This is a genomic window from Sphingomonas asaccharolytica NBRC 15499 (genome assembly GCF_001598355.1).
Lineage (GTDB): Bacteria > Pseudomonadota > Alphaproteobacteria > Sphingomonadales > Sphingomonadaceae > Sphingomonas > Sphingomonas asaccharolytica.
In genome coordinates, this window is record NZ_BCYU01000058.1 from 15,065 (window position 1) to 28,296 (window position 13,232).

Below are 13,232 nucleotides of genomic sequence, written 5' to 3' on the forward strand. Positions count from 1 at the left end.
GCTGGTCGGTCTCGCGGGTCTCTGACCCCAGGGAGAGTTGCGATTAGTGCCTTCGACCGAGGAAAAACTAAGGCACCGCGATGGGCAAGCAAATTACGGCTCGGAGCCCTGGACAATTATCTTCGATGACGAGCTGCCCGCCATGTGCCGCGGCGATGGCGCTCACCAGGTTTAAGCCAAGTCCGTGCCCGCCGAGCGATCGCCCGCGATCGAGCCGCACGAAACGTCGCGTGATCCGTTGGCGATCAGCTTTCGGCACTCCCGGACCGGTGTCGGCGACGATCAATCGCGCCTGCGCACTGTCTTGTTGCGTACTCATCGTCACCACCGTGCCTCGGGGGGTATGGAGGAGCGCATTGTCGAGAAGATTCGTCATCATCTGAACGAGCAATTCGCGGTCGCCCAGCACGACCACTGAAGCTTCGCTGGTGCAGACAAGCGTTCTGCCGCTGTCCTCGATGGCAGGTCCGTACATTTCACAGACACGCTTTGCCAGCCGGGTGATATCGGTCGGCTCGAACCGTTCTCGAGCGCTTCCGGCCTCCACTTCGGAAATTCGAAGGATGGCTTCGAATAACGCGAGCACCGCGTCGCTCTGTCCGAGCGCCCGCTCCAGCGCGTCGCGGAGCGGGGGAATTTCCTGAGGGCCGTGCAACCCATTCTCGATCGCCCCACGCAGGCGTTGCAGCGGTGTCCGCAAATCATGGGCGACATCGCTCGATACCTGGCGCAGATTCTCGACCAACTGCCCGATGCGGTCGAGCATGGCGTTGAGCGATGCACCGGCGCGGTCGAATTCGTCGCCTGCCGGTCCGATCGAGACGCGTTGCTGCAGGTCTCCCGCGATGATGGCCTCGGCGGTCGACGAGATGGTCTCCAATCGACGCCGCAAATGGCGGCCGAAGAAGATGGTGCCGGCCGCACCCAAGCCGAGGATGACAATGAAGCCGATGGCCAGCGCGCCGAGTAACCTGTTGCGGAGCCCGTAAAGATCGTTCGTGTCGGCCGCCACGACCAACGTTTCGCCACCCGGGAGACGCTCCGCGAAAAACCGCGCACGCCAAAGCGGCTGCCCTGGTTGATTCAGTCGCGTTTCGCCCCAGCCGGGCGATGCCTCGGGCAACGAAGATTGCCCGAGCACTACCTTACCGCTCCGATCGAACAGCGCGTAGCGATAGGCATTACCCGGACGATGCGCATGGCGGGCGAGCGCGTCCAACAGGTCCGGCAAGCCACCTTCGCCATATTCGCGTTTGAGCCCGGTCACTTCTTCGGTGATCGCATGATCGAAATCGCGCCACACCATGGCGCTCGCAGCGTAATAGACGGCAAGGCCGGTCGTCAGGACCGCCACGGCGCAGAGCGCGGTGTAGCCGAAGGCGAGGCGGTAGGCGGCGCTTCGCCAGAACTCACGCATCGACGCGCAATCGATATCCCACACCCTGCAACGTCTCGATCGGATCGCTGCCGCCATGCCGGAGCTTGGCGCGCAGGCGGCTGATATGGCTGTCGACGATATTGGTGTTCGGGTCGAAATGGATGCCCCAGACATTGGCCAGGAACATCTTGCGCGTCACTGCCTGTCCGGGGTTGCGCATCAGCTGGTACAGCAAATCGAATTCGCGCGGTTGTAGATGCACGTCGCGGCCTGCCCGTCTGACTCGCCGCGGCAGCAGATCGAGCGACAGGTCGCCGACCCGATAGTGCGTCGGCGGATCGTCGCGGATCGAGCGCCGGTTGAGCGCTGCGATCCGGGCCAGCAACTCGTCCATCGCGAACGGCTTCACGAGATAGTCGTCGGCCCCGCCCTCAAGGCCGCTGACGCGATCCGCCACCGTCCCGAGCGCGGTCAACATCAATACCGGTATCCGGATGTCGAGCGAGCGCCAGGCGTCGAGAACCGCGAGGCCATCGATATCGGGCAGCATCCGATCGAGAATGGCGACGTCGAATTCGCCGGAGCGCGCGGAAGCGATGGCCTCCGCGCCGCACGCGACATGCACTATTGTGTGAGAGCGGGCGAGCCCGCTCTCGATCAACAGCGCCGTCTGGATGTCGTCCTCGACCAGAAGAATCCGCATGGTCCGTAGATGCCGCTGTGCAACCCTCGCCGTCCAGAGCGGAGTTGGGCGGAAGCTCGGTTCGGGCGACTCCCGGCCGTCATAGGGATTGAAAGTTCCCAATGTCCTGCCCACGGCCTTGGCGGGCTCCCCGAAAGCGCGGCAACTCGCGCGGTCCAACCACCAATTGAGGAACCGGTCATGCCTCGGCAATTGTCAAACTCTCTGCTTCTCGCAGCAACGTTGCTTGCGGCGTCCGCCGCCCCAGCCGCTGACCGCGGCGGCAACTATGCAGTCACTGGCCGGATCGCTGCGCCCGGCGATGGCGGCTGGGATTATGCCGCGATCGATTCGGCGACAAAGCAGGTCTATGTCACGCACGGCGACATCGTCGTGGCGGCCGATGTCGTGCGGAACACTGCCAAGGCGCCGTTCTCGGGGATCGCCAAAGGACACGCCGCGGTGCCGATCCCTAACCGACACCTGCTCGCGGTCACGAGCGCACGGGACAATACCGTCCGCTTGTTCGACACCGAAACGGGAAAGGAATTGGCCAGGGTGCCGGTGGGCAATGATCCCGACGCGGCTTATTATGACGCCTCCCTCCAGCGCCTGGTCGTCGTCAATGCGAAAGGGGGCACGATCTCGCTGGTCGATCCGGTAGCCCGCAAGGTGACGGGAACGATCACCCTGAAGCCGGGTCTTGAGGCGGCAACGCATGACGGCAACACGCTGATCGTCAACAATGAAGATTTGAGCGAGGTCGAGACGGCCGACCTCCGCACCGGCAAGGCCGGCCCGGCGCTGGTGCTGACCGGCTGCGAGGGGCCGACCGGCCTCGCATTCGACCCGGCGACGGGACAGGCGATCAGTGCTTGCGCCAATCACAAGGCCGCGATCATCGATGTCCGCCATCATCGCCTGGTCGGCTTGCTCGACATTGGCGCGGGCCCCGACACGGTGGTCGTCGACACCCGGCGTCGCGTCGCGTTCATTCCGTGCGGCGGCGACGGCACATTGGTGCAAATCGCGCTGGATGGCGGCGCGCGCGTCATCCGCTCGATTCCCACCGAGCCGGGTGCGCGAACCGCGGCGCTCGATTCCGATACCGGCGCCATCTACCTTCCGACCGCGGATCTCGCGCCGCCGACGACGCCGGGCGGCAAGCCACAGCCGAAGCCGGGTACATTCCACATTCTGGTCGTCACATCGCGTTGAGCGGCGAGTCCGGAAGCGACACAGACATTAAAAGACGTCAACCCAGATCGTGAGTCCCCCAAGCGTCACAATCCCGGCTCACCGGCCGCACAGCGACAGGCGAGCGTTCGCGCGGACCGTCGGTCTTTCGGTTGAAGGGGCTCACGATCATGAGGAAATTGGCGATCCTGCTGGCGACCAGCGCGGTGCTCGCGTGCGGTTCCATGCCGGCCTATGCGGCAGAGGCGGACAAAGAGGGAAAGAGCGACGCCGATCAGAATGCGCCTGCCCCGAACGATATCGTCATCACCGCGCCGCGCGATCAGGAGAAGGCGCGCGAGGTCAAGAAGAACGCCCTCAACATCGTCGAAGTCCAATCGGCGGAGAGCATCGCCAAATATCCTGATTTCAACGCCGCCGAGGCGCTCAGCCGCGTGCCCGGCATTTCACTATCGAGCGACACTGGCGAGGGACGTTTCGTCAACATCCGCGGCATTGACGGCAATCTCAACGGCGCCACCTATGGCGGTGTGGTGCTGCTCAACACCAATCCTGGAGGCACCGTCTTCGGCAGCGGCCGCGCGGTCGAGTTCGACACCATTCCGACCGGCGCGATCGACGGCTTCATCGTCACCAAGACCGGCATGCCCAACCACGATGCCGAAGGGTTGGGCGGCTCTATCGAACTGACGCCGCGCTCGGCGGCCAACGTGACGCACCCCTTCGCCGACGGCGCGATCGGCTATGGCTATGAGCCCGAGCATCGCCATGGCGGGCCGCTCAATCTCGACCTCGCGGTCGGCGGACGCTTCGGCGGGGCGAACAAGCCCTTCTCGATCGTGCTGACCGGCTCGTGGCGCGAGGATCGCCGCGGCTTCGACGATATCGAGGAGGATTATGTCGACCAACCCGGCCTGACCTCGGCGGCGGGGCCGGCGTTTTCGGCAGGTCAAGTGAACAAGGCCGTCGCCGACTACCAGTTGCGGCGCTACGACTATCACCGTCGCCGTTTCGGCTATGGCGGCGAGTTCGCTTACACGCCCAACGAGAATCACCAATATTATCTGCGCGCATCGGTCGCCGGCTATGTCGAATCCGTGCTCAAGAACCGCCTGACTTACGACAAGCTCGGCGAATTCGACGACAACACCAAGCAGGCGGACACACTCAGCATCGATCCGACCAATCCAGCCGGCTATGCGACCACGACGGCGATAACGATCAAGGGTACTGACGAGGAGGAGACGCACCGCAACCAGGTCTATGTGATCGGCGGCAAGGACCGGTTCGGCGCGTTCACGCTCGACTATCACGCGGCTTATTCGAAGGCGACGTTCAGCGTCGGCCGCAATTACGGCACGACCTTCAACGGGCCGAAGAACGTCCCGTTCAGCTACGATAATAGCAACCCGGATTTCCCCGCGCTGGCGATCGTCGGCGGCGCGACCGATCCCAACAACGCGTCGCTCTACAAGCTGGCCAAGCTGAGCAACACAAAGGAAAAGGCCGACGACCACGAATGGTCCTACGCCGCCAACGGCGCGCTCGACACGCATTGGATCGGATCCAACGACCGGTTGCAATTCGGCGGCCAGGTGCGGCTGCGAACCAAGACTGATACCCCGTTCAACCAAAGCTTCACGCTGGCGCCGACCACGGCCGGCGCGCTGCTCGGGTCGGCGATCACCGACTTCTACGGCGATCGCTATAGCAATGGGCCGCAGATCGACGAAAAGGGGATCGAGGCGCTGGCGGCGAATTCGTCGCCGTCCGCCTTCATCCCCGACCTCGGTGGCTATTTCCGGGCCAAGGAGGACATTTATGCGGGCTATGCGATGTACACGCTCGACGCCGGCAAGCTCGGCGGGGTCGCCGGCGTGCGCGTCGAACATACCAAGGCGACGTACCAGAGCTATAGCTTCGACGCCGACGGCAACCTGCTCAGCCCAGATCCAGTCACGCGCAGGCGCGATTACACCAACGTCTTCCCGACGGTGCAGCTGCGCTATTCGCTCGACCCGACCCTGGTGATCCGCGCCACCTATTCGACTGGCATTGGCCGACCCGGCTTCTCGCAGGTCGCCGCGCCGATCACGATCGACCATGACAACGAAATCATCACGCGCGGCAACCCGGACCTGAAGCCGACCACCGGCAACAATTTCGATCTCTCGATCGAGAAATACCTGCCGCATTCGGGCATTCTGTCGCTCGGCGCGTTCGACAAGGAATTGCGCAATTACGTCGCGAAGCGCACGGCGTTCGGCACCGATCCGGTCAACTTTCCCGGCGTGACCAAGGTCGAGTTCGATACGTTCGAGAACATTCCGACCGCGTATGCTCGCGGCGTCGAAGCCGCCTATGACCAGCGCTTCGCCTTTCTGCCGGCGCCGTTCGACGGGATCGGGGTCGGCGCCAACGTCACTTATGTCGACAGCCAGGTCGAACTCCGCAGCGGCGAAAAAAGGCAGTTGCCGGCGACCTCGAAATGGACCTGGAACGCTGCGGTCTATTACGAGGCGCATGGAGTCCAGCTCCGGCTGTCGGCGCAATATGTCGGCACGAACCTGTTCGGTATCGGCGATACACCCGCGCTCGACGTCTTCCAGAGCCCGCGCACGACGCTCGACTTCACCTCGTCGATCGGCCTGACCCGCAACGTGCGGGTCTATTTCAACGCCAAGAACCTGACGAACGAAGCGCTGCGGATCTATGAAGGCAGCCCCGACCGCCCGATCCAGCGCGAGTTCTACGACGCCACGTTCGAGGGCGGCATCAAATTCAAGTTCTAAGGGGAACCCATGGTCGTGCAAACCAATCGCCGCGCCCTTTTGGGCGGTATCGCCGCAGCCGCCGCTGCGGCGCCGTTCGGCAGTCTCAAAGCGCAACCCACCAGCGCCATCAGCTTCCTCGCCATCGGCGACTGGGGTCGCCGCGGCGAGCCACATCAGCGCGGCGTGGCGGAAGAGATGGGCCGGCTTGCCGCGCGGATCGACAGCCGTTTCACGCTCGCGCTTGGCGATAATTTCTACAATGCGGGGGTCCAGTCGGTCGACGATCCGCTTTGGAAGCAATCGTTCGAGGACGTCTACACGGCGCCCTCACTCCAGCACCGCTGGTATGCCCTTCTCGGCAACCATGATTATAAGGGCAATCCGCAGGCGCAAATCGATTATTCGCGCAAGAGTTCGCGCTGGACCATGCCGGGCCGATATTATGTCATCGCCGGAGCAGATATCGGCGTGCCAAATGCCGATATCTTTATGATCGATACCTCGCCGCTGGTTTCGGGATACCGCAAGGAGCCTGCGGCGACAGCGGAGCACCGCGTGCACGACCAGAATGCGGACGCGCAATATAGCTGGCTGGACAAGGCGCTGAGCCAATCGAAGGCCGATTGGAAACTGGTGTTTGGCCATCATCCGATCTTCTCCGGCGGCCAGCATGGAAACAGCCCGGACTTGATCCTCAATCTCCTTCCCATCCTGCAACGGCACGGCGTGCAGGCCTATGTCTGTGGTCACGATCACGACATGCAGCATATCTACAAATCGGGGATGCACTTCATAGCGACCGGCTGCGGCTCTACCGTTCGACCCGTCAGCCAGGTCGAGGGCACCCGGTTCGCCATGTCGCAATCGGGTCTGTCGCTTTGGCGCCTGGGGCCGGAACAGCTCGACTTCGCCTTCTACGACTGGGGCGCATCGAAAGTGTATGAGGCGTCGATCCTTCGCAATGGCGGCGAAACGCAGCTCGCCAAGCCCAAGTCCGCGCCCAAGCGGGAGGACGGTGACGATTGAGGTCGGGATGTCGCGCTAACCAGCGGTGCATAGGGCACTTTTGGTTCACCTGCGCACGCGCGCTGCCAGCGGCGGCAGTGCTCCCAGTTCTTGACGTTTAGGCCGCCTGCGAATTCGTCCGAAGCAACCGCTGAATCCCTCATGTCGAGATGCTGACGCCGTGGAATACGACGCCGATCGCGGTGGCTTTCGGCGGGGGAGAAGCGGTCCAGGCAAGCAGCTTTCGCTGGCAGCACCTGCTATGTCCTCTCCTCCGGTTCGTTTTGATCTCGACCGCTCAGATAAATGACGAGCGACACGATGATCGCGAGAAACACGCCGCTGACGGTGAAGGTGCCGATACCCAGACCGCCATCCTTGCTGGACTGGGTGAGAAGATCACCGATCGACGCGCCGAGCGGACGCGTCAGGATATAGGCCAGCCAAAAGGCTACCACGGCATTCAGCTTCAGGGCGTAATAGGCAAATGTGACGAGTGCGATGGAACCGCCGAAAATCAACCCGGAAAGCAGGTATCCCAGGTTCAGCTGCTCTGAGATCAGATCGCCCGCGGCAGTACCGAGCGCGAAGGTGAACAGGATGGCGGCCCAGTAGAACGCCTCGCGCTTCGTGCTGGTTATCTCGTGGATCGAGAGCGTGCGTTCGTTGCTGTACCAGACAATGAACGTCAGCATCAGGGCGAGCGTGAACGCGGCGGTCGAGACGTAGAGGCTGAGGCCGAGATTGTCGGACAGATTGTCGGTGAGAAGCGTGCCGACCACGCTGAGGAACACGACGACCACCCAATACACCCAGGGAACGTAGCGATCCTTGCGCATCTGGATTGCCAGAAAGACCGCGAGCAGGACGGTCATAGCGAGCGATGTGCCATTGAGTCCGAACCCGAGTTGCACGTTCAGGAAATCCGCGCCGGTTTCACCGATCGTCGTTGCGAGGACCTTGATGATCCAGAAGAAGATGGTGACTTGCGGAACCTTGTTGAGCATCTCGCGTCGGTCGGCAGCGGTCATATAGATTTCCTCGGCGAATTGGCGGCACGCATTGCGAACCCTGCTGATACGGGAACGTTCCTGCGCATGGCGGCGGCTCCATGGACCAGCACTCCAATCCGGTTTGGCAAGGGAACGGTATATCACTGTTACCACAGTCTAAATCGTATTCAGCGAGGATAGGCCGAGCCCGAACATTGGGAATTCCTAACACGCAATGAGATCAAAGCTGGACCGAGACGACAGTGCGTTTGAAGTTTTGCGGACGGTTCAACTCTCCTCCGGACCGCGTCCCGCCGCCACGCGAGGATTGATGAGCCGCATCTCCACCCTCAGGCCTGGATCGTTATCCTCCAGCACCAACTTGCCGCCGTGCGCATCCGCAATGGCCGCTGCCAGCGACAGGCCCAGCCCGGCGCCCTCGCTCCCCCGGCTCGTATCGAGCCGATAAAAGCGCTTCACGACGTTCCCGACTTCGCCGGCCGGAATGCCGGGGCCGTTGTCGCTGACGAACATCATGATCTCGCCGTCGCCACGCTGTTCGACGCCGACCACGACGCCGGTGCCGGCGGGCGTATGAAACAAAGCATTCTCGATCAGGTTCGTCACCGCCTGGGCAAGCATTTCCGCGTCGCCATAGCCAACGATGCCTGGCTCGATCGTTGCGGACAGCGAATAACCTCGGTCTTCCGCGACGGGTTGATATGCGCGGAAGACGCGCTCAACCATATCGCTGACATCGATCGGAGCAAATCGCTTCCGGCCCGCACCGGCTTCGAGCGAACCGATCCGCAACAGCGCGCGGAAGATCGACAGAATTCGATCGATCTGAACGAGTGCGCGCTCCGCTTGCTCGATCACCTCCGGCGTCGGTGCGGAATCGCGAATGTCCTCCAGCTGCTGTCGCAGCCGCGTCAGCGGGGTCCGCAGGTCATGCGCTATGTCGGTGGACACCTGTTTGACGCCCTCCATCAACGCTTCGATGCGACCAAGCATCAGGTTGAGGTTGACCGTGAGCCTGTCGAACTCCGGACTCATGCCGATTTGAGGCAAACGTTCGGCCAGGCTGCCCTGCATGATGCGCGCGACCGACAGATTGACGCGGTCGAGCCGGCGCAGAAAGGTGGTGCCCACGAGGAGGCCGCCGCAAAGAGCCAGCAGGACGATCAGCATTCCGAAACCGGCGGCAGTCATCCCCAGGTTCTGCCGCAACTCCTCGATATCCGAGGTATCGCTTCCGACCACGACCACCGCGCCGTCGCTCATCCGCGCGCCCAGCGTGTCGAGCGTCATCGTCGTCGCACCGTCGTCATCGTCGACGTCGCGATTGCGCATGGTGATAGTCCGCCACCCGACGTGCGCGATTCCGGCTGGCAGACTTCCCGCGAGATATCGTCCGCGGCCGTCGACCAACAAGAAGCGCAGCTGGTGCTCGCGCACGGCATTTTCTCGCCGCACGACGGACTCGATCGTGCGCGCACGACCGGCGAGGCGATCCTCGTCGAGCAGGGCGGACACCTCGGTCATGACGCTGTCGCGCCCGACTTCGACCGCATATTGGCCGACGGTGCGTTCGACCATCACGAGAAGTGCCACCGTGCCAAGCGCGAAGATGGAGGCGATCAAGAGCGCGAACCGAAATGCCCCGCTGCGAAAGGGACTAGTCAGCGACATCGAGGCGATATCCGGCGCCGCGCACTGTATGGATCAGCGCTTGGGCGAAACCGCGATCTACCTTGGCGCGCAGGCGACTCATATGACTTTCGATAAGGTTGGTTCCAGGGTCGAAATGGAACGACCAGACATTCTCCAGCAGCATGGTGCGGGTAACGATCTCGCCGGCATGCTGCATCAAATACTCCAGCAGCTTGTATTCCTGTTGTTGAAGGTCGATCCGCTGGCCGCCACGTGTGACGATACGCTTGAGCAGATCCATCTCGAGGTCTGCGATCGCTAGCCGAGTGACATTTTCCGACACAGGGGGGCGCCGTCCCAGCGCATTGACGCGGGCCAGCAGCTCGGTGCCGGCGAACGGCTTGACCAGATAGTCGTCGGCGCCCGTCTCGAGACCTTCGACCCTGTCGTCGACATCGTCCATCGCGGTCAGGAATAGCGCCGGCGTCTGGACGCCCGCCGCGCGAAGCGCCTTTAGCACGCCCAACCCGTCCAGTCGTGGCACCATGCGATCCAGGATCAGGACCGAATAGCTGTTGCTGGTGCCCAGAAAGACCGCGTCTGGACCGGTCGCGCAATCATCGACGACATGCCCAGCAGCGCGCAGCATCCGCGTTACATGCTCCCGCGTTTCCTTGTCGTCTTCGAGGAACAAGAGTCTCACCAGTCCGCCTTCATTGTCTGCGCACCCGCCAGTGCCCGATGCGATAACGCCCCGGCGGCCGGATCGGGCAAGTTGGCAATTCCTAATGCTCGAGTGAGGCTGAAGGAATGCGATGGCGCGTATTCACTCGACCTGGGCAGTTTGCCTAAGTTGGAGAACATCATGCGTAAGTTTATCTGTATCGCCGCAGTCGCCATGCTCGTCGCCACTGGCGCATCGGCGGCGCCGTCGCATCATGGATTGAAAGGCGCGCGCCTCGCGCCGATGGCGAAGGTATCCCTCGCCACCGCACGCGCCCGCGCTCTGGCGGCCCGTCCAGGCGTGATCACCGATCAGGAGCTCGAGAAGGAATCGGGTGGCACTGGCCTGCGCTACTCGTTCGACATCAAGAGTAACGGCAAGACCTTCGAGGTCGGTGTCGATGCGCGCACCGGCAAGGTGCTCGAGAACGGCGTCGAAGGGCCGAACGCCGACTAATCGTCAACCAGAGTACGGAGCCGCCGTCCGGATCAACCGGGCGGCGCGCTCGTTGGAAAAGCCGCGTTCGCGCAATCCGCTGCCGGAAGGGAATAATCGATGAGCACGCCGCAAGCGCCCGCCGTCTCGGCCAGCAAGGTTCCCGAGATCGTGCTGACGTTCTGGATCATCAAGATCGCCGCCACCACCTTGGGCGAGACCGGCGGCGACACTGTCACCATGACGATGAACCTCGGCTATCTCGCGGGAACGGCGATCTTCGCCTCGCTGCTCGTCGGCCTCGTCTGGTGGCAGATCAGCGCTGCCAGATTCCATCCGTTTCTGTACTGGGCGACGATCGTCGCCTCGACCACGGCCGGGACCACGATGGCTGATTTCGCCGATCGTTCGCTCGGCATCGGCTATACCGGGGGTTCGGCGCTCCTCCTGGCCTGTCTGCTCGGCACGCTCGCGCTCTGGTATTGGTCGATGGGGTCGGTGTCGGTAGCGAAGATCGCCAGCCCAAAGGCGGAAATCTTCTACTGGGTCACGATTACCTTTTCGCAGACCCTGGGTACGGCGCTCGGGGACTGGATCGCCGATAGCGGGGGCTTGGGATATGAAGGCGGTGCGATCGTTTTCGCACTGGGTTTGGCGGTCTTGGTTGCGCTCTATTGTTGGACCCGCATATCCCGCGTCTTCCTGTTCTGGGCGGCGTTCATTTTGACGCGGCCGCTCGGCGCTACCGTGGGAGATCTGCTCGACAAGCCGCATGACAAGGGCGGCCTGGATTTCAGTCGGCCGCTGGCGTCACTCGTCCTCGCAGTCTTCATCGTGGGCTGCATTGTGCTGTTGCCGCAGCGCGCCGGGCGACATCCAGGGGGCGATCTCGAGAATTAGCCGCTGCAACGGCGGCAAACTACGTTCTCGTTCAGTCGCGCCTTAAACCCTGCAACCGGCCCAAACCCAGACGATGCCTGGGTAAACTGGTTAGCTTTCGCTCCTGTGGCATCTAGCGTTGTGGCTCGCCTGCCGACGAGCGGTAGATCGGAGTTTATTTTGGTTACGGGCTCGCCACAGCCAAAGTAGAATCATTACTAATGCCCGCTGTCAGCCGGCTGATATGCCGCAACCGAGCCGCTAATCGAGGCCACCGGATAGCGTTTGGCCCATGCCGCGCGCACCGCTCTGCGTCCGGGACGCTCGACCAGATGGAATACCACGTTCGCCACGACCAGAACGACGATCGAGAACGCCGCATAGAGAGCGATGACGCCCGTCGTGCTGGCGTGGGATTTGCCGAGCGCGGCGAAGAAGATGTTCAGGACCGGATAGTGCACCAGATAAATGCCATAGCTGCGATCACCCAGCCACCGGAGCGGGGAAGCTTCGAACGTCTTGATGCGCAGCACCAGCAATAAGGCCGACGGCCAGGCCAACAGGTCAAAAGGGAGCAGCGGGCTGTAAGAGCCGACATTGATCGTCACGCCGATCGTCAACATCAGGGCAAGGGCGATTGTCGGCACCCGCGCCAGTATCTCACGATGCTGCCACAACAACTGACCGATGAAGAACCCGAGCACGCCGCCGATCAGACAGTCGGCGCCCCACGGCCCGCCGGGCAATCCGAATATTGCCAGTTTCGTCACGACGAGCGCGACGAGTGCCACCGAGATCCAGGTGAGCGTTCTTCTGCCCGAACAGGCCGCCAGGGCGAACAGAAAGTAGCAGAGTATTTCAACCGAGATCGACCAGCTCGGGCCGACGAATCCGCTATCGGCGCCGGGCACGAGCCCTTGCAGCATGAACAGGTGGCACAGGAAGATCGGGAGCGTGTTTTCCGGCTTGCCCCAATCCAGCACGGCCACGATCAGCAACATGGTGAGATGGAGCGGATAGAGCCGCGCGACGCGCGCCACGGCGAAATCGCCAAGCTGACGCGCGGTTCGCAGGCCTGCGCCGCCGATATAGACATGCGCGAAGATGTAGCCGGAGATGAGGAAGAACAGATCGACGAAGGTCCAGCCCCATCGAAAGAACCAGCCGGCAACGCCGCCATAGAAGTCGCCAAGCCCGTTATAATATAATATCTGGAGGTGATATCCGGCGACGACGCACGCAGCGATACCACGCAGTCCGTCAAGTCGCGCGAGGCGGGAAACGGCTAAGGCGCTACGGGGAAGGGGCGCATTCGCGGACTGCTCCATGAAGGTTCGCGCTAACGACCCGACACTACTTTATGATTAACGCAATGCCGTCCAGACGCGCCGACCGGCGATGACGAGGATCCTCGGTCAGGCCGATGCCAAGCATGATAGCGCTATCTTGACAGTGCTCGCGCAATAAATCAGACAAATAGAACAAGCCATAATGATGGCGACACACCGGCTCC

The 13,232-nt window shown here is 62.4% G+C and carries 11 protein-coding genes; 5 read left to right on the plus strand and 6 right to left on the minus strand.

Annotated features, from left to right (window positions below):
* Positions 1 to 67: 67 nt before the first annotated feature.
* Together SAS01S_RS15285 and SAS01S_RS15290 are read right to left on the minus strand one after the other, a co-directional pair.
* Positions 68 to 1,417 (minus strand): sensor histidine kinase, encoded by a 1,350-nt coding sequence (locus SAS01S_RS15285; protein WP_066810330.1) that lies wholly within the window; start codon positions 1,415 to 1,417, stop codon positions 68 to 70.
* Positions 1,410 to 2,081 (minus strand): response regulator transcription factor, encoded by a 672-nt coding sequence (locus SAS01S_RS15290; RefSeq protein ID WP_066810332.1) that lies wholly within the window; start codon positions 2,079 to 2,081, stop codon positions 1,410 to 1,412. The genes SAS01S_RS15285 and SAS01S_RS15290 overlap by 8 nt, the downstream gene beginning before the upstream one ends.
* Positions 2,082 to 2,261: 180 nt before the next feature.
* Here SAS01S_RS15290 and SAS01S_RS15295 point away from each other — a divergent pair, with 180 nt between their 5' ends.
* The 3 genes from SAS01S_RS15295 (at position 2,262) to SAS01S_RS15305 (ending at position 7,057) form a co-directional block, all read left to right on the plus strand.
* Positions 2,262 to 3,278 (plus strand): YncE family protein, encoded by a 1,017-nt coding sequence (locus SAS01S_RS15295; RefSeq protein WP_157082844.1) that lies wholly within the window; start codon positions 2,262 to 2,264, stop codon positions 3,276 to 3,278.
* Positions 3,279 to 3,427: 149 nt separating this feature from the next.
* Entirely contained in the window at positions 3,428 to 6,049 is a 2,622-nt protein-coding gene (locus SAS01S_RS15300; RefSeq protein WP_157082845.1) for a TonB-dependent receptor, read from the plus strand.
* A 9-nt stretch (positions 6,050 to 6,058) separates the two neighbouring features.
* The gene (locus SAS01S_RS15305; RefSeq protein ID WP_066810339.1) at positions 6,059 to 7,057 is read left to right on the plus strand and encodes a purple acid phosphatase family protein; all 999 of its coding nucleotides are present in this window, start codon (positions 6,059 to 6,061) and stop codon (positions 7,055 to 7,057) included.
* Between the two features lie 239 nt (positions 7,058 to 7,296).
* On the opposite strand, the gene SAS01S_RS15310 is transcribed toward SAS01S_RS15305, so the two are convergent.
* The 3 genes from SAS01S_RS15310 to SAS01S_RS15320 form a co-directional block, all read right to left on the minus strand.
* Positions 7,297 to 8,067 carry a COG4705 family protein gene (locus tag SAS01S_RS15310; RefSeq protein ID WP_084239070.1) on the minus strand — a complete coding sequence of 257 codons (771 nt, stop codon included), beginning with the start codon at positions 8,065 to 8,067 and terminating at the stop codon, positions 7,297 to 7,299.
* Between the two features lie 249 nt (positions 8,068 to 8,316).
* Positions 8,317 to 9,573: a sensor histidine kinase gene (locus SAS01S_RS15315; protein ID WP_218016316.1), complete on the minus strand. Its 1,257-nt coding sequence runs from the start codon at positions 9,571 to 9,573 to the stop codon at positions 8,317 to 8,319.
* A 133-nt stretch (positions 9,574 to 9,706) separates the two neighbouring features.
* Positions 9,707 to 10,384: a winged helix-turn-helix domain-containing protein gene (locus tag SAS01S_RS15320; RefSeq protein ID WP_066810343.1), complete on the minus strand. Its 678-nt coding sequence runs from the start codon at positions 10,382 to 10,384 to the stop codon at positions 9,707 to 9,709.
* 162 nt (positions 10,385 to 10,546) lie between these two features.
* Here SAS01S_RS15320 and SAS01S_RS15325 point away from each other — a divergent pair, with 162 nt between their 5' ends.
* Together SAS01S_RS15325 and SAS01S_RS15330 are read left to right on the plus strand one after the other, a co-directional pair.
* Positions 10,547 to 10,861, plus strand: a complete 315-nt coding sequence (locus SAS01S_RS15325; RefSeq protein ID WP_066593521.1) for a PepSY domain-containing protein — start codon at positions 10,547 to 10,549, stop codon at positions 10,859 to 10,861.
* Between the two features lie 99 nt (positions 10,862 to 10,960).
* Positions 10,961 to 11,740: a COG4705 family protein gene (locus tag SAS01S_RS15330; RefSeq protein ID WP_066810346.1), complete on the plus strand. Its 780-nt coding sequence runs from the start codon at positions 10,961 to 10,963 to the stop codon at positions 11,738 to 11,740.
* Between the two features lie 197 nt (positions 11,741 to 11,937).
* Here the strand turns inward: SAS01S_RS15330 and SAS01S_RS15335 are convergent, their stop codons facing one another.
* Positions 11,938 to 13,047 (minus strand): acyltransferase family protein, encoded by a 1,110-nt coding sequence (locus tag SAS01S_RS15335; RefSeq protein WP_066810348.1) that lies wholly within the window; start codon positions 13,045 to 13,047, stop codon positions 11,938 to 11,940.
* Positions 13,048 to 13,232: the final 185 nt, after the last annotated feature.